The 21090-nt window shown below is 71.5% G+C and carries 22 protein-coding genes; 5 read left to right on the plus strand and 17 right to left on the minus strand.

Annotation, left to right across the window (positions count from 1 at the left end; translation table 11 throughout):
• Positions 1–11: 11 nt before the first annotated feature.
• Together ACYVGN_RS07710 and ACYVGN_RS07715 are read left to right on the plus strand one after the other, a co-directional pair.
• The gene (locus tag ACYVGN_RS07710) at positions 12–767 is read left to right on the plus strand and encodes a Pr6Pr family membrane protein (protein WP_460789912.1); all 756 of its coding nucleotides are present in this window, start codon (positions 12–14) and stop codon (positions 765–767) included.
• 7 nt (positions 768–774) lie between these two features.
• Complete coding sequence (locus tag ACYVGN_RS07715) at positions 775–1044, plus strand: hypothetical protein (protein WP_055987707.1); 270 nt, start codon at positions 775–777, stop codon at positions 1042–1044.
• Between the two features lie 31 nt (positions 1045–1075).
• Here the strand turns inward: ACYVGN_RS07715 and ACYVGN_RS07720 are convergent, their stop codons facing one another.
• Positions 1076–1882: a TerC family protein gene (locus ACYVGN_RS07720; RefSeq protein WP_460789914.1), complete on the minus strand. Its 807-nt coding sequence runs from the start codon at positions 1880–1882 to the stop codon at positions 1076–1078.
• A gap of 76 nt (positions 1883–1958) precedes the next feature.
• On the opposite strand from ACYVGN_RS07720, the gene argG reads away from it, so the two are divergent.
• Both argG and ACYVGN_RS07730 read left to right on the plus strand, forming a co-directional pair.
• The gene (gene argG / locus ACYVGN_RS07725) at positions 1959–3401 is read left to right on the plus strand and encodes an argininosuccinate synthase (protein WP_055987703.1); all 1443 of its coding nucleotides are present in this window, start codon (positions 1959–1961) and stop codon (positions 3399–3401) included.
• 188 nt (positions 3402–3589) lie between these two features.
• Entirely contained in the window at positions 3590–4018 is a 429-nt protein-coding gene (locus tag ACYVGN_RS07730) for a VOC family protein (RefSeq protein WP_460789916.1), read from the plus strand.
• A 27-nt stretch (positions 4019–4045) separates the two neighbouring features.
• On the opposite strand, the gene ACYVGN_RS07735 is transcribed toward ACYVGN_RS07730, so the two are convergent.
• The 4 genes from ACYVGN_RS07735 to ACYVGN_RS07750 form a co-directional block, all read right to left on the minus strand.
• Positions 4046–4717 (minus strand): methionine ABC transporter permease, encoded by a 672-nt coding sequence (locus ACYVGN_RS07735; protein ID WP_082542868.1) that lies wholly within the window; start codon positions 4715–4717, stop codon positions 4046–4048.
• Positions 4714–5775: a methionine ABC transporter ATP-binding protein gene (locus ACYVGN_RS07740; RefSeq protein WP_055987699.1), complete on the minus strand. Its 1062-nt coding sequence runs from the start codon at positions 5773–5775 to the stop codon at positions 4714–4716. The genes ACYVGN_RS07735 and ACYVGN_RS07740 overlap by 4 nt, the downstream gene beginning before the upstream one ends.
• A gap of 71 nt (positions 5776–5846) precedes the next feature.
• Positions 5847–6761: a MetQ/NlpA family ABC transporter substrate-binding protein gene (locus ACYVGN_RS07745; protein WP_460789919.1), complete on the minus strand. Its 915-nt coding sequence runs from the start codon at positions 6759–6761 to the stop codon at positions 5847–5849.
• A gap of 187 nt (positions 6762–6948) precedes the next feature.
• Positions 6949–7455, minus strand: a complete 507-nt coding sequence (locus ACYVGN_RS07750; protein ID WP_055987696.1) for an Lrp/AsnC family transcriptional regulator — start codon at positions 7453–7455, stop codon at positions 6949–6951.
• 121 nt (positions 7456–7576) lie between these two features.
• Here ACYVGN_RS07750 and ald point away from each other — a divergent pair, with 121 nt between their 5' ends.
• The gene (gene ald, locus ACYVGN_RS07755; protein WP_460789920.1) at positions 7577–8677 is read left to right on the plus strand and encodes an alanine dehydrogenase; all 1101 of its coding nucleotides are present in this window, start codon (positions 7577–7579) and stop codon (positions 8675–8677) included.
• A gap of 59 nt (positions 8678–8736) precedes the next feature.
• On the opposite strand, the gene mnhG is transcribed toward ald, so the two are convergent.
• From mnhG to hemQ, 12 genes are all read right to left on the minus strand, one after another.
• A complete protein-coding gene (mnhG, locus tag ACYVGN_RS07760; protein WP_460789993.1) occupies positions 8737–9069 on the minus strand; it encodes a monovalent cation/H(+) antiporter subunit G in 333 nt (110 codons plus the stop codon).
• On the minus strand, positions 9069–9347 hold the full coding sequence (locus tag ACYVGN_RS07765; RefSeq protein WP_055987691.1) for a monovalent cation/H+ antiporter complex subunit F: 279 nt from the start codon (positions 9345–9347) through the stop codon (positions 9069–9071). The genes mnhG and ACYVGN_RS07765 overlap by 1 nt, the downstream gene beginning before the upstream one ends.
• Positions 9344–9919: a Na+/H+ antiporter subunit E gene (locus tag ACYVGN_RS07770; RefSeq protein ID WP_460789922.1), complete on the minus strand. Its 576-nt coding sequence runs from the start codon at positions 9917–9919 to the stop codon at positions 9344–9346. The genes ACYVGN_RS07765 and ACYVGN_RS07770 overlap by 4 nt, the downstream gene beginning before the upstream one ends.
• Complete coding sequence (locus ACYVGN_RS07775; protein WP_134746351.1) at positions 9916–11478, minus strand: Na+/H+ antiporter subunit D; 1563 nt, start codon at positions 11476–11478, stop codon at positions 9916–9918. The genes ACYVGN_RS07770 and ACYVGN_RS07775 overlap by 4 nt, the downstream gene beginning before the upstream one ends.
• Positions 11475–12056 carry a Na(+)/H(+) antiporter subunit C gene (locus ACYVGN_RS07780; RefSeq protein WP_460789924.1) on the minus strand — a complete coding sequence of 194 codons (582 nt, stop codon included), beginning with the start codon at positions 12054–12056 and terminating at the stop codon, positions 11475–11477. Before ACYVGN_RS07780 ends, ACYVGN_RS07775 begins: the two co-directional genes overlap by 4 nt.
• The gene (locus tag ACYVGN_RS07785) at positions 12053–15025 is read right to left on the minus strand and encodes a Na+/H+ antiporter subunit A (RefSeq protein WP_460789926.1); all 2973 of its coding nucleotides are present in this window, start codon (positions 15023–15025) and stop codon (positions 12053–12055) included. The genes ACYVGN_RS07780 and ACYVGN_RS07785 overlap by 4 nt, the downstream gene beginning before the upstream one ends.
• A gap of 222 nt (positions 15026–15247) precedes the next feature.
• Positions 15248–16567 carry a glutamate-1-semialdehyde 2,1-aminomutase gene (gene hemL / locus ACYVGN_RS07790; RefSeq protein ID WP_460789928.1) on the minus strand — a complete coding sequence of 440 codons (1320 nt, stop codon included), beginning with the start codon at positions 16565–16567 and terminating at the stop codon, positions 15248–15250.
• Positions 16568–16714: 147 nt separating this feature from the next.
• A complete protein-coding gene (locus tag ACYVGN_RS07795) occupies positions 16715–17365 on the minus strand; it encodes a nucleoside/nucleotide kinase family protein (RefSeq protein WP_460789930.1) in 651 nt (216 codons plus the stop codon).
• Entirely contained in the window at positions 17362–18345 is a 984-nt protein-coding gene (gene hemB, locus ACYVGN_RS07800; RefSeq protein WP_460789932.1) for a porphobilinogen synthase, read from the minus strand. The genes ACYVGN_RS07795 and hemB overlap by 4 nt, the downstream gene beginning before the upstream one ends.
• A complete protein-coding gene (locus ACYVGN_RS07805) occupies positions 18342–19250 on the minus strand; it encodes a uroporphyrinogen-III synthase (protein ID WP_460789933.1) in 909 nt (302 codons plus the stop codon). The genes hemB and ACYVGN_RS07805 overlap by 4 nt, the downstream gene beginning before the upstream one ends.
• Positions 19247–20281 carry a hydroxymethylbilane synthase gene (gene hemC / locus ACYVGN_RS07810; RefSeq protein WP_460789935.1) on the minus strand — a complete coding sequence of 345 codons (1035 nt, stop codon included), beginning with the start codon at positions 20279–20281 and terminating at the stop codon, positions 19247–19249. Before hemC ends, ACYVGN_RS07805 begins: the two co-directional genes overlap by 4 nt.
• On the minus strand, positions 20278–20982 hold the full coding sequence (hemQ, locus tag ACYVGN_RS07815) for a hydrogen peroxide-dependent heme synthase (protein WP_460789937.1): 705 nt from the start codon (positions 20980–20982) through the stop codon (positions 20278–20280). Before hemQ ends, hemC begins: the two co-directional genes overlap by 4 nt.
• Positions 20983–21090 lie beyond the last annotated feature (108 nt).

Raw genomic sequence — 21090 nt, forward strand, 5'->3', positions numbered from 1 at the left:
ACGGTGTGGCCATGACCCAGCAGGCCGTCGCCCCCGCGGTCGCCGAACCCGCCCGCTCCCCGATCGATCGCGCGTGGGCCGCCGCACGCGTCGCGGTGGCGGCGCTGATCCTGGTCGCGGTGATCGCGCAGCTGCAGCGCACGCTCGCCAACGCCGCCGCGATGGAGACGCCGCACGGCTCCCATCTGCCGACCGTGGCGGCGAACTTCTTCAGCTTCTTCACGATCGAGTCCAACGTGGCCTCGGCGGTCGTGCTGCTGGTCGCGGCGGTCTGGACCTGGCGCGCCGCGACCGCCGACCGCGATCCGCAGTGGCTGGCGATGCTGCTGGCGAGCGTGACGACGTACATGATCGTCACGGGCATCGTCTACAACCTGCTGCTGCGCGGCGTGCAGCGGCCCCAGGGCGCGACGGTGCCGTGGTCGAACGAGATCCTGCACGTGATCGGCCCCGTCGCGCTGCTGGCCGACCTGCTGATCGCCCCGCGCCGGCGCGCGCTCGGCTGGGGCGCGATCGCGACCATCCTGGTCTTCCCGCTCGCCTGGGTCGGATACACGATGCTGCGGGCGAACACGGTCGTGGCGCCCGCGACCGGCAACGCGTGGTGGTACCCGTACCCGTTCCTCGACCCGCACTCGCCCACCGCCGGCGGCGCGCTGTACGTGGTCGGCATCGCCGCCGCGATCGCCCTGGTGGCCTGGGCGGTCGTCGCGATCGGCCGCCGCCGCGCGGCGATCGCGCCCATCGGCGCGCGCCAAGCCGCATGATGGACACATGTGCTCCGTGAACACGTCGTCCTCGAACCGCACCGCCTGGGCCGCCTTCTGGGTGGGCCTCGCGGGACTGGTGCTCATGCCCATCCCGCTGTTCATCGGGCTGATCCTCGGCGGCGGGCTCTCCCTGGTCGCCGCCGTGCTCGCCGTGATCGCCCTGCTGAAGGGTCTCAGCCGTCAGGGCAAGGGCATCGCGCCCGTCGTGTTCGCCGGCATCTTCGTGGCGCTCACGTGGGCCGGCATCTCGGCCGGCGGCGGCATCATCTGGTGATGCGCGCCCGGCGCTGAGGGGCGGGCTCCGCTCAGCCCTTGGCGTCGGAGGTCGCCTGCGCCTCCTCATCGGGGGTGTAGCCCGAGTGGAGGTGCACCGGCTCGGCGGCCTGACCGGTGCGCTTGCGCTTGCGGGCCGCCGCGATGAGGTTGAGGCCCTCCACCAGGATGGCGAACGCCATCGGGCCGTAGATCAGGGCCTTGTCGATGTGGACGCCGAAGCCCTCGGCGACGAGGAAGACGCCGATCAGCATCAGGAACGCCAGGGCGAGCATCTTCACGGTGGGGTGCTTGTTCACGAACGTGAAGATGTGCTTCGCGGCGAACAGCATGAGGCCGAACGACAGCACCACGACCGTGATGATGACGAGCATGTTCGAGGTCATTCCGACCGCGGTGATCACCGAGTCGAGCGAGAACACCAGGTCGAGAGCGAGGATCTGGGCCAGCACGGCGCCGAAGGTGGCCCTGCCGCCGACCGCCGAGCCGTGGTCGTCGTCGCCCTCGAGGCGGTGGTGGATCTCCTTGACCGCCTTGTACAGGAGGAAGAGGCCACCCGCGAGGAGGATGAGCTCGCGGCCCGAGAAGCCCATCTCGCCGATGTGGAATAGGTTCTCCTCGAGCGTGATGATCCATCCGGCGAACAGCACCAGGAGCACCCGCATGAGCATCGCGAGGGTGAGGCCGAGGTTGCGCGCCTTGGCCTGCTGCTCGGGCGGAAGCTTGGACGCGAGGATCGAGATGAAGATCACGTTGTCGACGCCGAGCACCACCTCGAGGACGAACAGGGTGACGAAGACGATGGCGAGATCCGGGGTGAACTCGAGCGCGAACTCCATGCTCACAGCTTGCCGTACAACGCCCGCGACGGCCGACTCGGCGGGGAGATCCCGGCGAAGCCATAGGATTGAGGCCATGTCGAAGGTCCTCGAGTCCCTGCCCGTCGGCGAGCGCGTCGGCATCGCCTTCTCCGGGGGTCTCGACACCTCCGTGGCCGTCGCGTGGATGCGCGACAAGGGCGCGATCCCGTTCACCTACACGGGCGACCTCGGCCAGTACGACGAGGACGACATCGAGTCGATCCCCGGCCGCGCGCTGAACTACGGCGCCGAGGCCTCGCGTCTGATCGACTGCAAGCCCATGCTGGTCGAGGAGGGTCTGGGCGCGCTCGCGTGCGGCGCGTTCCACATCCGCTCGGGCGGCCGCACGTACTTCAACACGACGCCGCTCGGCCGAGCCGTGACCGGCACGCTGCTGGTGCGCGCGATGCGCGAGGACGGCGTCGAGATCTGGGGCGACGGTTCGACCTACAAGGGCAACGACATCGAGCGGTTCTACCGCTACGGCCTGCTCGCGAACCCGCGCCTGCGCATCTACAAGCCGTGGCTCGACGCGACCTTCGTGACCGAGCTCGGCGGCCGCAAGGAGATGAGCGAGTGGCTCGTCGCGCACGGCTTCCCGTACCGCGACAGCGCCGAGAAGGCCTACTCGACCGACGCCAACATCTGGGGCGCGACGCACGAGGCGAAGACACTCGAGGAGCTGAACGTCTCGCTCGAGACCGTCGAGCCGATCATGGGCGTGCGGTTCTGGGATCCGTCGGTCGAGATCGCCGCCGAGGACGTCACGATCACGTTCGAGGCCGGCCGCCCGGTCGCGATCAACGGCACCGAGTTCGCGGATGCCGTCGCGCTCGTCAAGGAGGCCAACGCGATCGGCGGCCGCCACGGCCTGGGCATGAGCGACCAGATCGAGAACCGCATCATCGAGGCCAAGTCGCGCGGCATCTACGAGGCCCCTGGCATGGCGCTGCTGTTCATCGCCTACGAGCGCCTGGTCAACGGCATCCTGAACGAGGACACGCTCGCGACCTACCACGAGCAGGGACGCCGCCTCGGCCGCCTGATGTACGAGGGTCGCTGGCTCGAGCCGCAGTCGTTCATGCTGCGCGAGTCGATCCAGAAGTGGGTCGGATCGGCCATCACCGGCTCGGTCACGCTGCGCCTGCGCCGCGGCGAGGACTACACGATCCTCGACACGAGCGGCCCGGCGCTGTCGTACTCGCCCGAGAAGCTGTCGATGGAGCGCGTCGGCGACGCCGCGTTCGGCCCGACGGACCGGATCGGTCAGCTCACGATGCGCAACCTCGACATCGCCGACTCGCGCACGCGCCTCGAGCAGTACGCGGGCATGGGCCTGATCGGCGGACCGACCGCCGAGCTGGTCGGCGCGCTCGAGTCGGGCGCCGCCGGCGAGATCACGCAGGCCGCCGCGCCCGCGGGCCTCGGCGAGGAGGAGTTCGCGGAGGCCGTCGAGGCGTCCAGCGAGTCCGCGGCGTTCGACTCCGGCACCGACTGAGCCGCTCGGCCGCGTCGCGACGCAAGGACTTCTCCGCGAGGCGAGGACGATCCGGATCCGGATCTCCTCGCCTCGCGGCTTTCTCCTGGTGCCGCGACCTCCGATCGTCCGGGGTGCCGGATGTCGGCGGCGGGTGGGATCCTCGGTTCTGGATCCGGGCATCCGGCCCGGCGAAGAGAGGATCCCCGATGGGCTTCAAGGTCGCTCCGTATATCTCGTTCCGCGACAACGCGGCGGCGGCGCTGGAGTTATACCAGTCGGTGCTCGGCGGCTCGCTGAACATCATGAAGATGGGCGACATGCCCCACCCCGGCCTGGCCGAGGAGGACCACGCCAAGGTCATGCACGGCCAGCTCGACCTCGAGAGCGGCTTCGTGCTGATGGCCTCGGACACCCCGTCGAGCATGGAGTACGACGGCGGCCAGCGGGTCACCGTGACGCTGTTCGGCGACGACCCCGACGAGCTCGCGGGCCTGTTCGAGAAGCTCGCCGAAGGCGGCAACGTGGTCGAGCCCTACGCGCAGGCGCCGTGGGGCGACCACTTCGGCATGCTCACGGACCGCTTCGAGGTGTTCTGGATGCTCAACGCCTCGAGCGGCCAGCAGCCCGCCGCCTGAGGCGGCTCCCGCCGCATCCGGCGCGCGTCAGCGGCGCAGGATGCGGCGGGCCAGCCAGTTGCCGAAGCCCTGGACGACCTGGGTGATGATCACGATGATCACCAGCGCGGCGATCGTCACGACCTCGTCGAACTGTCGGTAGCCGTATGCGAGCGCGTAGTTGCCGAGGCCCTCGCCGCCCGCGACGCCCGCGACGGCGGACATGTCGATGAGCGCGACGGTCGCGAAGGTGTAGCCGAGCACGATCGGGCCGAGCCCCTCGGGCAGGATGACCGTGCGGATGATCCGCCACGGGCTCGCGCCGGCCGAGCGCGCCGCCTCGATCACGCCGGGGTCGACCGTCACGAGGTTCTGCTCGACGATGCGGGCGATCCCGAAGGTCGCCGCGAGCGACAGGGTGAAGATGATCGCCTCGTTGCCGATGCCCTTGCCCACCACGATCCGGGCCAGCGGCTGCAGCGCGACGAGGAAGATGATGAACGGGATCGGCCGGAACGTGTTCACGAGCGCGTTCAGGATCCAGTACACGACAGGCTGCTCGAGGATCGCGCCGCGCCGCGTCACCGTGATGGCCGTGCCGATCACGAGACCGCCCAGGCCGCCGAGCACGAGCGCCGCCGCGACGAGCCAGAGGGTGATGCCGGTCTGCTCGAACAGGTCGGGCCCGACCTGTGACAGGCGGTCGAGGAGATCGTTCACGCCGCCACCCCGTTCCCCGCGGGCCCGGCATCCGGCACCTCGGTGATCGTCACGCCGGGGCCGATGCCGGCCAGCGCCTCGCGCAGGGCCGCGTCGTCGCCGCGGACCGCGATCGTGAGCAGGCCGTAGACGCGGCCCTGGATGTCGTCGACGCCGCCGTGGACGAGCTGGAAGTCGATGCCGGCCCGGGCCAGCGCCCCGAACACCCGCGCGTCGGACGCGCCCTGGTCGGTGAACGAGATCGTGAAGAAGCGCCCCTCGTGCTGCGCGCGCAGCGCGGCGAGCGCGTCCCCGTCGGGCAGGGCGCGGACGACCGTGCGCACGAAGCGGCGCGCGGTGTCGGACGTCGGCGCCGTGAAGACGTCATACGTCGGCCCGGACTCGACGACCCGGCCGCCCTCCATGACGGCGACCTTGTTCGCGATGCGGGCGATCACATCCATCTCGTGCGTGATCACCACGATCGTGACGCCGAGCTCGCGGTTGACTCGCGCGAGCAGGTCGAGCACCTCGTCGGTCGTCTCGGGGTCGAGCGCGCTGGTCGCCTCGTCGGCGAGCAGGATGCCCGGCTCCGCCGCGAGCGCTCGGGCGATGCCCACGCGCTGCTGCTGTCCGCCCGACAGCTGCTCCGGGTAGGCGCCCGCCTTGTCCGAGAGGCCGACGAAGTCGAGCAGCTCGGCCACGCGCGCGGCGCGCTTCGCGCGGGGCCATCCGGCCACCTCGAGCGGGTACGCGACGTTGTCGCGGATGGTGCGCGAACGCAGCAGGTTGAAGCGCTGGAAGATCATGCCGATCCCCTGCCGCACCTCGCGCAGCCGGCGCTCGGGCAGCTTCGTCACGTCGACGCCGTCGACCTCGATCGAGCCGGAGGTCACGGGTTCGAGCCCGTTGATGAGGCGGACGAGCGTCGACTTGCCGGCGCCGGAGTAGCCGATCACGCCGAACACGTCGCCGCGCTCGATGTCCAGGCTGACGCTGTCGACGGCCGTCACGGCGCGGTCCCCGCGGCGCTGCGCGGGGTAGGTCTTGGTGACGTCGGTGATGCGGATGTGGGGCATGGTTCCTCGCGAATCCGGCCGGACACGACGGGGCGCGTGCAGGATCATGATCCCGCACGCGCCCGCATCGGTCACTGCGCCGCGATGGTCTCCTGCACGTCTGCGAGGGCGGCCTGCAGCTCATCCTTCGGCGTGGTCGCGAAGACCGCGGTGCCGCCGGCCGACTCCTGCACGCCGTCGAGCACCTCCTGCGTCGACTGGTAGATCTCGACGAGCTGATTCAGGACCTCGTCGTCGATGTCGTCCGCGCGCACGGCGAAGATGTTGACGTACGGCAGGGCGGTCGGGTCGGACGGGTCGTCGGACGCGATCGCGTCCTCGGCCGTCAGGCCCGCGTTGCCGAGGAAGTCGTTGTTGACGATCGCGGCGGCGACATCCGGCAGCGACGTCACGGTGATGGCCGCGTCGACCGCGTCCACCTGCACGCGGGACTCGTCCTCGATGATGTCGTCGACCGTCGACAGCGAGCTGCCGCCGTCCTCGAGCGCGATCAGGCCGGCCGACTGCAGCACGAGCAGGCCGCGCGCCTGGTTGGTGGTGTCGTTCGGCACGACCACGGTCTCGCCGTCCGGGATCTCCTCGACCGAGTCGTACTTGTCGGAGTACAGGCCCAGCGGGTAGATCGCGGTGGCGCCGATCGGCTGCAGGTCGTCGCCCGAGGACTCGTTGTACTCGGCGAGGTACTGGATGTGCTGGAACTGGTTGATGTCCAGCTCGCCCTCGCTGAGCGCCGGGTTCGGCTGCGTGTACTCGGTGAAGTCGACGATCTCGAGGGCGATGCCCTCGGCCTCGACGGCCTCCTCGTACACCGACCAGTAGGGCTCGCTGGCACCGACCACGCCGAGCTGGACCGGGTTCTCCTCGGTGCCGAGGGCGGCCTCGTCGGCGCCTCCCGCGGCGCAGCCCGCGAGGGCCATCATGCCCAGGGCCGCCAGGGGTGCGAGCGCGCGAACGGGGCGGGCGAGGGCACGGCGATCGTGGGACATGTTGCTCCTTCAGTGGATGTTCACCCCGGATCACGGGGGCTCACCCACGGTACGTCGCCGCACACGTGATGTCAGATCTCACGAAATATGACGAAACAGAGCCGCGATCTGCTCAGCGGGATGGTGCAATCCGCTCAGTCCTCGTGTCCGACCTCCGGAGCGGGTCCCATCGCCGGATGCGGCCGCATCAGCGGAACGGCGCCGCCACGGCGTTGCGGTGGTACTCGAAGATGATGCTGGTGCGCGTCGACGCGACGGACTGCTGGGCCGACAGGTGATCGACCACGAAGCGCCGCACGTCGCTCGATCCCTCGACCGCGATGTGGACGAGGAAGTCGTCGACGCCGCCGACGAAGAACAGCTGCAGCACCTCGGGCAGGCGGCGCACCTCGTCGGCGAACTGCACGATCGCGTCGTGCCGCGAGCCCGGCCGCAGCGTCACGCCGATGATCGCCTGCAGTCCCCGGCCGAGGCGGTTGTGGTCGACGCTCGCGTGGAAGCCCCGGATCACGCCCCGGTCGATCAGCGAGCGCATCCGGGCGTGCGCGGTGGACGGCGCGATGTCGAGCGCCGCCGCGAGGTCGGCGTTCGTGATCCGGCCGTCCCGCTCGAGGATCTCGATCATCCGCTCGTCGAGCTCGTCCAGCTCGGCAGGTCGCAGATTCTTCGACTCGGGGGTCCGTGCGGGGCTCATGATGCGGGATCCTCCCTCTGTCGCGGTAATTTCACGAATGATCTTCGCACGATATGGGGAAGCGACGAAAGAATTGCCATCCTGGGGGAAGACCCCCGACCGCGCTTCGAAGGAGAGAGCCATGCGGATCGGCATCCCGACCGAGATCAAGAACAACGAGAACCGCGTCGCCATCACCCCGGCCGGCGTGGACGCCCTCGTGCACCGCGGCCACGACGTCCTGGTGCAGGCGGGGGCGGGAGCGGGCTCGCGCATCGCGGACTCCGACTTCGCCGCCGCGGGCGCGCGGATCGTGCCCGACGCCGCGGACGTGTGGGGCGACGCCGAGCTGCTGGTGAAGGTCAAGGAGCCGATCGCCGAGGAGTACGGGCACCTGCGCCCCGACCTCACCCTCTTCGCCTACCTGCACCTGGCCGCCGATGCGCCGCTCACGCAGGCCCTCGTCGACGCCGGCACCACCGCGGTCGCCTACGAGACCGTGCAGCTGCCCGACCGGTCGCTGCCGCTGCTCGTGCCCATGAGCGAGGTCGCCGGGCGCCTGTCCATCACGGTCGGCGCCTACTCGCTCATGCGGGCGCAGGGCGGGCGCGGCATCCTGATGGGCGGCGTGGCCGGCACCCCCCGCGCGAAGGTCGTCGTGATCGGCGGCGGCGTGGCGGGCGAGCACGCGGCGGCGAACGCGCTCGGGCTGGGCGCGGAGGTCGTGGTCTTGGACGTCTCGCTCCCCCGCCTGCGCGAGCTCGAGCGCCGCTACGGCGGCGCGCTGCAGACGCGCGCGTCCACGCGGTTCGCGATCGCGGAGGCGGTCGCCGACGCCGACCTCGTGATCGGCTCGGTGCTCATCCCCGGCGCCGCGGCTCCCAAGCTCGTGACGCGCGACATGGTCGCCGACATGAAGCCCGGCTCCGTGCTCGTCGACATCGCGATCGACCAGGGCGGATGCTTCGAGGGCTCGCACCCCACCACGCACGACGACCCCACCTTCGCCGTGCACCGGTCGCTGTATTACTGCGTCGCGAACATGCCGGGCGCGGTCCCCGAGACCTCGACCCGCGCGCTCACGAACGTGACGCTGCCGTACATCGCCGCGATCGCCGACCGCGGCTGGGACGACGCGGCCGCCGCCGACCCGGCCCTCGCCAAGGGCCTCAACGTGCGCGGCGGAAAGATCGTGAACCAGGGCGTCGCCGAGGCGTTCCGCGGCTACGCGCTCGCTCACTGAGGCCGGCTGAACGACACGACGCAGGAGAATCCGGGGCCGGCCAGGCCCCGGCCGCGGGCTCAGCTGCGGTCGGCGAGCTCGTCGACGACGAGCGTGGCCTCGTCGACCGTGCCGTTGCGGTAGGCCTGCCGGCCGACCATGTGGGCGTTCAGGGGCGCGGTCGCCAGCTGGATCAGGACGACGGGGATGAGCGCGACGACGACGGTCCAGGAGCGCATCGACAGCGCGATCGCCGCGGCGATCAGCATGACACCCAGAACCTGCGGCTTGGTCGCCGCGTGCAGGCGCGACGGCACGTCGCGGAAGCGCAGCAGGCCGATCGCGGCCGTCAGGCACAGGAACGCACCCAGCAGCACGAGCACGAGCGCGGCGATGTCGAGCGCGGCGTCCATCACTGATCCCTCCTCGCGACGAATCGTGCGACGGCGATCGACCCGAACACGCCCACGGCCGCGACGATCAGCATGACCGGCAGGGTGCGGGTGTGCTGATGGATGACCATCTCGGCGCCGAGCAGGCAGAGCACCTCGGTGAGCAGCACGTCGCTCGCCACGGCGCGGTCCAGGATGGACGGACCGCGCACGATGCGCACGATCGTGAGGGCGGCCGCGACCGCGAACAGCACGTGCGCCGCCACGATGAGCGCGGTCTGGATCGCGTCGACGCTCATCGCCCGGCTCCCCTCGTGACGTCCACGTGCACGCCCCGCAGCGCGGCGAGGTCGGTCTTCGAGCCCACCGCGCGCACGATGCGCGCCTCCCACCGCAGCACGCTGCGCCTCTGCGCCTCGACGCCGGCCCGATCGCGGATGCCGAGCACGTGCAGGTACAGCACGCGCGCCTCGCGGTCGGCCTCGACGATGAGTGAACCCGGGATGAGCGAGGTCGCGACCGCCGTGTGGGTCATCATCAGGTCGGAGTCGGTCCGCAGCGGCACCGCGATGATCGCGGCGGTGGTCTCGCCGGGACGCAGCGTCTGCCACGCGACCGTGACCGCGCCGCGCACCACGGCGCCGAGGAACGCGACGATGAAGACCACGCCGTGCCACAGGTTCACGCGCCCCGAGAGCTCGGCGGTCGGCAGCCGGAACACGGTCGTGACGAAGACGGCGACGATCACGCCCGTCACGGCGGACAGCACCGTGAACTGGGCCCACAGCATCATCCAGAGCAGCACGAGCCAGGCGAAGAACGGCAGCTGGTGCCAGAAGTGGCGGGCGCGCGAGCGCGCATCCGGGCTCATGACTCCTCCTCCACCTCTCCCAGGTCGACGAGCGAGATCGGCTCGAGCAGGGCCGATCCGATGCGCTCGCAGATGTCGTAGAGCGGTCCGGCGAACACCGTCAGCCCCACCGAGACCGCGACCATGCCCACGGTCGCCGACGTCATGATCCGCGGGATCACGCGGCGCTTGCTGACCTCCTCGGCCGCCGGCGCGGTGCCGAGGTGCTGGATGCGCGCCTCGGTCTCGGCCGAGTCGTCCTCCTCGCGCCAGAACGACAGGTTCCAGGCGCGCATCAGCGCGTAGAGCGTGAGCAGCGACGTGACGATGCCGGCCACGATCAGCGTGTACATGAGCGGCGTGCCGACCTGCGCGGCGGCGTCGAGCAGCGCGAACTTGCCGATGAAGCCCGAGAACGGCGGCAGGCCGCCCAGATTGAGGGCCGGGATCAGGTACACCGCGGCGATCACGGGCGCCGCGGCCAGCAGCCCCTTGACCTTCAGGATCGACGTGCTGCCCGCGCGGCGCTCGATCAGCCCCACGGCGAGGAACAGCGTGGTCTGCACGACGATGTGGTGGACCATGTAGTAGATCGTCGCGCCGATGGCGGCCGGCGTCGCCATGGCCAATCCGAAGACCATGTACCCGACGTGGCTCACGAGCGTGAACGACAGGATGCGCTTGAGCTCGGCCTGCGCGACGGCGCCCAGCACGCCGACGATCATGGTCGCGAGCGCCACGATCAGCAGCAGCGTGTTGACGTCGCTGTCGGGGAACAGCTGGGTCTCGGTCCGGATCAGCGCGTAGACGCCGACCTTGGTCAGCAGGCCCGCGAACACCGCCGTGACCGGCGCGGGCGCGGTCGGGTACGAGTCCGGCAGCCAGAACGACAGCGGGAAGACGGCCGCCTTGACGCTGAACGCGACGAGCAGCAGCAGGTGCAGCACGAGCTGCACTCCGTCCGGCAGCTCGGCCATCCGCTCGGCGATCTGCGCCATGTTCACGGTTCCGAGCGCGCCGTAGATGACCGCGATCGCGGACAGGAACAGCACGGACGACACGAGCGACACCACGATGTACACCACGCCCGTGCGGATGCGCGACTCGGTGCTGCCGAGCGTGATGAGCACGTACGACGCGACGAGCAGCATCTCGAAGCCGACGTAGAGGTTGAACAGGTCGCCCGCGATGAACGCGTCGAAGATCCCGGCGGCCAGGATCAGGTACGACGGGTGGAAGATCGACACCGGGGTGTCGTCGTCGCCGTCCGCGGCGCCCTGTCCGACCGAGAAGAGCAGGACCGCGAGGAGCACGACGCTCGAGACCGCCACCAGCAGGGCTGCGAGACGGTCGACATAGAGCACGATGCCGAACGGCAGCGGCCAGCCTCCCACCGACACCGCGAGCGGGCTGCCGCCGTCGACCACCGCGAAGAGGAACACCGCGAGCCCGAATGTGATGCTCAGCGTCGCGATCGAGACCACGACCTGGAGGCGCCGGCGGCGCCCGCCGATGAGCGTCACCGCGGCGCCGAGGAGCGGCAGGGCGACGAGCAGCGGGACGAGGAGGCTGAGGCTCACGAGCGGCCCTCCTCGTCCGTCTCCGGGCGGTCGCCGTCATCCGCGCCGTCCGGGCTCTGGGCGCCGGATGCACCGTATGCCGACGTCGGAATGTCCACCGGCGCGTCGGGAAGCAGGCCCAGCGCGTCTGCGCCGTCGATGGCCCGCAGCGGCGACGCGACGACGTCGACGAAGTCCGTGGTGGCCTCGTCGCCCGCGCCCTCGGCCCCGAGCACCTGCTCGGCCTCGGCGGCGCGCATGCGCAGCGCGATGTCCTCGGCGTCGTCCTCGACCGTGTCTGCCTGACCGAGCTGCCACGAGCGGTAGATGAGGGCGAGCAGGAACGCGCTCACCGCGAACGTGATGACGATCGCCGTCAGCATGAGCGCCTGCGGGAGCGGATCGCTCTGCCGGCCCTCGTCGCCCGCGAACGGCGCGATGCCGGGGAAGCCCATCACGATCATCAGCAGCAGGTTGGTGGCGTTGCCGAGCAGCAGGAACCCGATCAGCACGCGCGTGAGGCTCCGCTCGAGCATGGCGTACACCCCCGCCGCGTAGAGCACGGCCATCACGACGACGAGGGTGAGGGACACGTTCATCGCGCGCCTCCCTCGGGGGCGGCCGCGCGGGACGGCTCGTGCGGGCGCCCGTCGACACCCGCGCCCTTCATCTGCCGGTCGACCTCGGCGCCGAGGCTGCGCAGCACGTCCAGCACCAGGCCGATCACGACGAGGTACACCCCGACGTCGAAGATCGTGGACGTCACGAACTCGAGGTGGCCGATCACGGGGAGCTCGGCCTCCCAGACGGCGCGGGTGAGGGGGTCGAGGTCGAAGACGAGCGGCGCGACCGCCGTGCCCACGGCGAGGATCATGCCCGCGCCGAGCAGATGGCCCGCGTCGGTGGGCGCCGCGACACCGAGCTCGTAGCGGCCGCCCGCGACGTAGCGCATCACGAGCGCCATTCCCGCGACCAGGCCGCCCGCGAAGCCGCCGCCCGGCAGGTTGTGCCCCGCGAACAGCAGGTAGATCGACACGACGATGATCGTGTGGAACAGGATGCGCACGACGACCTCGAGCACGATCGAGCGCGACTCCGCGCTCATCCGCTGCCCGCCGATCAGCCAGGCCCGCGGCCGGTCGCGCGTGCCCGCGCTCTGCACCTGGATGCCCTGGGTCGTCTCGACCAGCGGACGGCGCCGGGCCGCGCCGCGCGTGGCGCGTGGGAGCCGGCGCGTGAGCCGCTGCAGCGAGTCGGCGCGGTCGGTGACGAACACCAGCGACGCGACGCCCGTCGCGGCGAGGATCAGGACCGACAGCTCGCCCATGGTGTCCCAGCCGCGCAGGTCGACCAGCGCGACGTTGACCACGTTCTTGCCGTGACCGATCTCGTAGGCGAGGTCCGCCCAGCCGACCGACACGGGGTCGTGGATGCGCGCGCTCGTCGCGATCACGACCAGCGCGGCCATCGTGAGCCCGACCGACGCCGCCAGCATCGCGCGCAGCACCGGCATGGACGTTCCGTTGTGCGCGCCCATCCGCGAGGGGAGGCGGCGAAGGACGAGGGCGAACGCGACCAGCGTGACCGCCTCGACGAGCACCTGGGTGAGGGCGAGGTCCGGCGCCCCGTGGGTGGCGAACAGCAAGACCATGCCCAGCCCGGTCACCGCGACCAGGACGACGCCGGTGTAGCGCTTGCGCGCGCGCACGGCGATCACGCCCGCGGCGATCATGAGCGGGGCGGCCGCGAGCTGCACGGGGTCCTGCCACGCGTCCAGCGCGATCCGCCACTCCGGCGCGGCGAACAGCGCGACGGCCTCGCCGACCACCAGCACGAGGAAGATCGTGCCGACGTAGATCGGCAGCGAGCCGCGCTGGGTGAGGCTCGTGACCGCGACCGAGGCGCGGTCGACCGAGCGCGTGATCGCGTAGTACACGTCGGCCGCGGTGAACTGCAGGATGCGGCCCGTGATGTCGAAGCCCGTGGCGCGGACGAGCCACAGGATGATCGCGCCGCCGAGCAGCGTGACCGCGGACAGGAGGAGGGCCGGCCCGAGCCCGTGCCACAGCGCGAGGTGAGCGGGATGCGCGGCGACGGGCTCGATCGCCGCGGCGGTGTCGGCGTACGGCGCGAGCGCATCGTCGAGCAGCGGCGCCACCAGGCCGCCCGCGAGCCCGAGGGTCGCGAGCACGAGCGGCACGCCGAGGAAGCCGATCGGGGGGTCGGGCCACGCGGTCTCCGGCCGGGTTGATCCGTCGCGACGGTGCTTGGTCCAGAACGCTCCCCACAGGAAGCGCCCGCCGTATGCCACCGTGAGCATGGAGCCGGCGACCATGCCGATCAGTGCGACCACGCCCCATCCGTCGCCCTGTCCCGCGGCGTCGAGCATCGCGACGAGCGCGCCCTCCTTGGCGACGAACCCCAGCGTGGGCGGCAGCCCCGCCATGGACGCGACGGCCACGAAGGAGATCACCGCCATCACCGGGGCCTGGCGGCCCACGCCCGAGAGCTCGTCGATGTCGCGCGTCGACAGCTGGCGGTCGATCACGCCGACCACGAGGAACAGCGCGGACTTGAACAGCGCGTGCCCGAGCAGGAGCGCGAGGCCGGCCAGGGCGGCGTCGCGCGTCCCGAAGCCGATCACCACGGAGATGAAGCCGAGCTGGCTCACGGTGCCGAACGCGAGGATGCGCTTGAGGTCGCTCTCGCGCAGCGCCTGGAACGCGCCGAGCAGCATCGTGAACACGCCGAGCGTGACGATCACGGGCCGCCACGGGTCGGCGTCGCCGAACGTGGGCGCGAGGCGCGCGAGCAGGTAGATGCCGGCCTTCACCATGGCCGCGGCGTGCAGGTAGGCGCTGACGGGAGTGGGCGCCGCCATCGCGCCAGGGAGCCAGAAGTGGAACGGGAAGATCGCCGACTTGCTGAGCGCCCCGACCAGCAGCAGCACCAGCGCGACGTTCACGACCGGCCCGGTGGGCGCCTCCGCGAGGATCGTGCTGAGGCTCGTCGTGTCGGCCTCGACGGCGAGCAGCACCACGCCGATCAGCATCACGAGCCCGCCGAGCGTGGTGACCAGCAGCGCCTGCAGGGCGGCACGGCGGCTGGTCGCGCGCAGGTGGTAGTGCCCGATCAGCAGGTACGACAGGATGCTCGTCATCTCCCAGAACATCACGAGCATGACGATGTCGTCGGTCAGCACGAGGCCGTACATCGCTCCGGCGAAGGCCAGGAGCACGCTGGAGAACCGGCCGAGCCCCTCGCTGCGGCCGCGGAAGTACCAGCGGCAGTAGATCATCACGAGCGCGCCGACACCGCTGACGACCAGCGCCATCACCCAGCCGAGCGTGTCCATCCGCATCGAGATCTCGATGCCGAGCGGCCGAATCCAGGCGTATGCCGCGAACGGGATGTCCCCGTGGAGCACGCGTGCGGACGCCAGGCAGGCGTGCACGAACGCCGCGAGCGGGAAGACCGCCGCGACGTAGAACACCCGGGCGCCGAGCGGACGCGCGAGCCCCGCCAGGAGCAGGGACCCTGCGGCGAACGCGACGAGGAGAAGCAGCATGACGTCTCCTCGGGCTCGTCGGGCGTAAGCAGCGGCTCAGGCAGGCGGGAAGGTGTCCCGCCAGTCTATCCACGCGCTCTGGCAACCCGGCCCCGCAAGGGATCGACCCCGTGCGAGCGATCCCCCGGTCGTTGAGGGGAGGCGAGGAACGAGCCGGAGTCGAAACGCACGAAGCCGCGCCGCCGGCTCGACCCCGCGCGACCGACCCCGTGCGAGACGCTTCTACAGAGAACGGGCGGCCGCTCGGGCGGCCGTGGGCAGCGCGTCGACGATGCGGCCGAGGGCCTCCTCGTCGTGAGCGGCCGTGAGGAACCAGGCCTCGAACACGCTCGGCGGCAGCGAGACGCCCGCGTCGAGCATGGCGTGGAAGAAGGGGCCGTAGCGGTGCGCCTGCTGCGCCTTGGCGGCCGGATAGTCGCGCGGCGCCTCGGCCGCGAACACCGGGTTGAACAGGCTGCCGGCGCGCGAGATCGCGTGCTCGACGCCCTCCGCCGACAGCGCCGCCGACACCTCGGCCGCGACGCGGTCGGCCGCCGCGTCGACCGCCGCGTAGACCTCGGGGGTCGCGAGCTGCAGCGTCTTGATGCCCGCCGCGACCGACAGCGGGTTCCCCGACAGGGTGCCGGCCTGGTACACCGGGCCGACCGGGGCGAGCTGCTCCATCACCGAGGCCTTGCCGCCGAGCGCGGCGAGGGGCATGCCGCCGCCGATGACCTTGCCGAAGGTGATGATGTCGGGCTCGTACGCCTCGCCCGCCTCGACCTGCAGGCCCCAGTAGCCCGCGGGACCGACCCGGAAGCCCGTGAGCACCTCGTCCAGGATGAGCAGCGCGCCGTGGTCGTGCGCGATGGTCGCGAGCCCGGCGTTGTAGCCGTCGGCCGGGCGGACCACGCCCATGTTCGCGGGGGCGGCCTCGACGATGATGGCCGCGATCCGGTCGCCGTGCTCGGCGAAGATCGCCCGCACGGCGTCGAGGTCGTCGTACGGCGCCACGAGCGTCTGCGCGGCGATCGGCGCCGGGACGCCCGCCGTGCCCGGCAGCGCGAGCGTCGCGAGGCCGGAGCCGGCCGCCGCGAGCAGACCGTCGGAGTGGCCGTGGTAGTTGCCGTCGAACTTGACGAGCAGGTCGCGGCCGGTGACGCCGCGCGCCAGCCGGATGGCGGTCATGGTCGCCTCGGTGCCCGTCGAGACCAGGCGCACCTGCTCGACCGGGTTGAGCCCACCCGCCGAGACGCGGCGCGCGACCAGGTCCGCGAGCTCGACCTCGCCCTCGGTCGGGGCTCCGAACGACAGGCCGCGGGTCGCCGCCTCGCGGACCGCCTCGACGACCTCCGGGTGCGCGTGCCCCAGCAGGGCCGGGCCCCACGACGCGACCAGGTCCACATACTCGCGGCCGGCGGCGTCGGTGATGTACGGCCCGCGCGCGGACTGCACGAACCGCGGCGTCCCGCCGACGGACCCGTACGCCCGGACCGGGGAGTTCACGCCGCCGGGGATGACCTCGCGGGCGTGGGCGAACAGGTCGTCGTTGCGATCGCTCATGGGTCCATTGTCTCGCGTCGCGGCTGGACGGATCCGTCGGCGTTCTGCCCCCGACCTGGCGGAATGAAGCGACACTTGGGGACAGTGACCCGAGTGTGTCCCCAAAGTGCCGCATCGAAGCGGCAGGTCGGGGACAGTGATCCAGGATCAGCTCGCGCCGCGCAGGATGATCGGCCGAGCCAGATCCGCGTAGTCGACCAGGATGTCCGCGCGCTCCGCCGGACGGCACTGCTCCAGGTAGAGGCGCTGGCCGCCGACGTACCGGGAGTTCTGCGCGGCCCCCGGGTCGGCAGGCAGCCCGTCGCGTTCGGCAATCCGCGGCACGGAGACACCGAAGGGGACGTCGAGGAAGACGGTCAGATCCCAGCAGTCGGCGAGCTCCTCCCGGTGGAGGAAGATGCCGTCGACCAGGAGCGTCGCTCCCGTCGGCGTGCTGAACCGAGGGCCATCCAGCATCCGGTCGGTCTCGAGGTCGTGCGCGGCGGGGAGATACGCCCCCAAGCCGGATCGGAAGGGCTCGATGACCTCCTGACGGAACGCCGCGTAGTCGTAGGAATCGAGCCAGAACCCCTCCGGCGACTGGCGCCCCCGCCGATGCCGGCGCTCACGCGGGTGATGGAATCCGTCGATGCTCACGCGGACGACATCGCGAGTCGCGCCGAGAACAGACGCGAGGTCATCAGCGAGGCGGGTCTTGCCTGCTCCATCGACCCCGTCGATGCCGACGATGAGGTTGCGCCCCTCCTCCGGCAGCGGGATCTGCTCCGCGAGCGCGGCGAGGAAAGCCGCGGGGCTCACAGCTCCTCGCGCAGCCAGCCGGCGGCCTCGGCCGCCCAGTAGGTGAGGATCGCGTCGGCGCCCGCGCGGCGGATGCCGAGGAGCGACTCCAGGATGGCGCCGCGGCGGTCGATCCATCCGTTCGCGGCGGCGGCCTCGATCATCGAGAACTCGCCCGACACCTGGTAGGCCCACACCGGCACGTCCACGGAGGCGCGCACGTCGGCGAGTACGTCCAGGTACGGCAGCGCGGGCTTGACCATGACGACGTCGGCGCCCTCCTCGACGTCGAGCAGCGCCTCCTTGACGCCCTCGCGGCCGTTGCCGGGGTCCATCTGGTACGTGCGTCGGTCGCCCTTGAGCTGCGAGTCGACGGCCTCCCGGAACGGGCCGTAGAAGGCGCCGGCATACTTCGCCGAGTAGGCCAGGATCAGGGTGTCGGCGAAGCCCTCGGCGTCGAGCGCCTGACGCACCGCGGCGACCTGGCCGTCCATCATGCCCGACAGGCCGAGCAGCGCGGATCCGGCGCGCGCCTGCGCGACGCCCATGGCGGCGTAGCGCTCGAGCGTGGCGTCGTTGTCGACCGAGCCGTCGGCGGCCAGCACGCCGCAGTGGCCGTGGTCGGTGAACTCGTCGAGGCACAGGTCGGTCTGCACGACCAGCGCGTCGCCCACCTCGGCCGCGAGGGCCTCGGTCGCGACGTTCAGGATGCCGGCCGGGTCGTCGGCGCCCGATCCGACCGCGTCGCGCGTCGCGGGCACGCCGAACAGCATGACGCCGCCGACGCCCGCCTCGGCGGCCTCGACCGCGGTCCGGCGCAGCGAGTCCAGCGTGTGCTGGCGCACGCCCGGCATGGACGAGATCTCGACGGGTGCGTCGATCCCCTCGCGCACGAACATCGGCAGCACGAGCTGCGACGGCACGAGGTGCGTCTCGCGCACGAGCCGGCGCACGGCGGGCGACTGCCGCAGGCGACGCGGGCGGTGGGTCGGGAAGCTCATCGGCTGCGCCCCCGGTCCTCGGAGACCGTGTGGATCACCCCGGTCGGCGTGCGGTCGATCCGGATCGCGCCGGTCGCCACGGGGCCCGTCTCGGGGATCGCCGCGGCCTCGGGCGACAGCGGCGGGACCGGGATGTCCGCCAGCGCGCGGATCAGCGAGTCGATCGTCTGCTCGGGGGCGATCACGTGGATCGGCAGGCCCAGGAGGTCGGCGTCGTGCGCGGTGCGGGGGCCGATCGCCGCGATGATCGTGGCGTCGGGGATGTCGGGGAACTGCTCGCGCACCTGCTCGGCGACGGAGCCGCTCGTGACGAGGATCGCGTTGATGCGGCCCGACAGGACGTCGCGCACGACGTTGTCCTTGGCCGGCACGCCGACCGTGCGGTAGGCGACGACGCTCCGGACGTCGTGCCCCGCCTCCATCAGCATGTTGGTGAGCACGGGCTTGGCGATCTCGCTGCGCAGCGTCAGGATGCGGCGGGGCTGGGGCTCCAGCTCGTTCATCTGCCGCGCCATACCGGCCGCGGAGTTGTCGCTGTCGGGGACGAGGTCGACGCGATAGCCCACCGCGGTGAGGGCGGCGGCCGTGGTCTCGCCGACGGCGGCGACCTTGGTCCCCTCGGGGATCTTCGCGTCGTACGCGTAGAGCACGTCGACCGTGGTGGCGCTCGTGACGGTCACCCAGTCGAACTCGCCGGCGGCGAGGTCGGCGAGCGCGCGCTCGAGCGTGGCCGAGTCGTCCGTCGGGGCGAAGTTGATCAGCGGCGCGATCACGGGCACCGCGCCCTGCGAGCGCAGCGTCGCCGCGACGCTGTCGCCCCACGGGCCGCCGCGCGGCACGAGGACGCGCCAGCCGGTCATGGGCTTGCCCGGACGCCGGTCCGGATGTGTCGGGTCTGTGTTCATGAGGGGGACTCTCGCGGTACGAGGTCGGCCGCCCCACGTTCGAGCAGCCGACGTGCGATATCGGATCCGATAGCGCGCGCGTGGTCGATCTGATCCACGCCATCGGCAGCATCCGCACCGTTGCCACTGCCTTGACCCCGAATATACCCCTGTACCGGTGCGGGGATGGACACGGCCTCCACCGTCTCGACCTCGATCACATGCTCGCCGCGCAGCCCGTACACCGCCGCACGGACGTGCAGATCGTCGCCCTCGAAGCGCGCGTGCACGCCCACCGGTGCGTGGCATCCGGCCTCGATGCCCGCCAGCACGGCGCGCTCGACCGTGACGGCGAGTCGCGTGCGCGGGTCGTCCAGGCGCCGGATGGCCTCGAGCAGCTCGGGGTCCGCGTCGGCGCGGGTCTCGACCGCCAACGCGCCCTGGCCGGCCGCGGTCGGCCAGGCGCCCAGATCGCGCTGCTCGAAGCGCAGGTCGGTCTCCGGGCCGAGGCGGTCGAGGCCGGCGGCGGCGAGCACGATCGCGGCGAGCTCGCCGTCCACCACGCGCTGCATGCGGGAGTCGACGTTGCCGCGCAGGTCGTGGACCTCGAGCGCGGGGTTCGCGCGCAGCACCTGCGCGATGCGGCGCGGCGATCCGGTGCCGATCAGCGAGCCGGCCGGCAGCTCCTCAAGCGGCACGCCATCGCGCGTCAGGATCACGTCACGCGCGTCGGCGCGCGACGGGTTCGCGGCGATCACGAGGCCGTCGGGCTGCGCGGTCGGGAGGTCCTTGAGCGAGTGCACGAGCAGGTCGCACTCCCCCGCCAGCAGGGCCTCGCGCAGCGCGGTGGCGAACACGCCCGTGCCGCCGAGCTGCGACAGCGAGCCGCGGTTCGTGTCGCCCTCGGAGACGATCTGCACGAGCTCGACGCGACGGCCCGAGACCTCCTCCAGCGCCCGGGCGACGTGACCCGACTGGGTCATCGCCAGCGCGCTGCGGCGCGTGCCCAGGCGGATGGGCGGCGCGTCCGGGACCGCCACGGCGTCGGTCACTGCAGGATCTCGGCGATCTCGGGGATCTCGATCCGGCGGCCCGTGAAGAACGGCACCTCCTCGCGCACGTGGCGGCGGGCCTCGGTGTAGCGCAGCTCGCGCATCATGTCCACGAGGTCGGTGAGCTGATCCGCCTCCATGGGCAGCATCCACTCGTAGTCGCCGAGGGCGAACGACGCCATCGTGTTGGCGGTGACCCCGCGGAACGCGGCGCCCTTGCGGCCGTGGTCGGCGAGCATCTGGCGGCGCTCCTCGTCGGGCAGCAGGTACCACTCGTAGCTGCGCACGAACGGGTAGACCGTCAGCCACTGCTTGGGCGGGATGCCGCGCAGGTAGCCGGGCACGTGGCTCTTGTTGAACTCGGCGTCGCGGTGCACCGCCATGGCGTTCCAGGTGGGGAGCAGCGTGCGGATGAGCTCGGTGCGGCGCAGGCGGCGCACCGCCTTCTGCAGGTCCTCGGCCACCGGACCGTGCATCCACACCATCAGGTCGGCGTCGGCGCGCAGGCCGCTCACGTCGTAGAAGCCGCGGACCGTCACGCCGCCGTCGGCGAGGAACGAGACGATGTCCTCGAGCTCGGTGTCGTGCGCCTCGGGCACGGCGCGGGCGGGATCGCGGCGCCAGACGGCCCAGAGGCTGTAGTTGTCGCCGACGACCTCGAGGGTGTCGCCGGCCGGGTTCACGGGGTGCTGCTCAGCCATGGACCCATCCTCCCCCTCGCGTGGTGAGGGGGACAAACCGAGAGGATCACGACTGGCTATCGGATCCCCCGCCCGGGCTCCCCTACCCGGTCGTTGAGCGGAGCGAGC

The organism is Microbacterium lacusdiani (genome assembly GCF_054779895.1).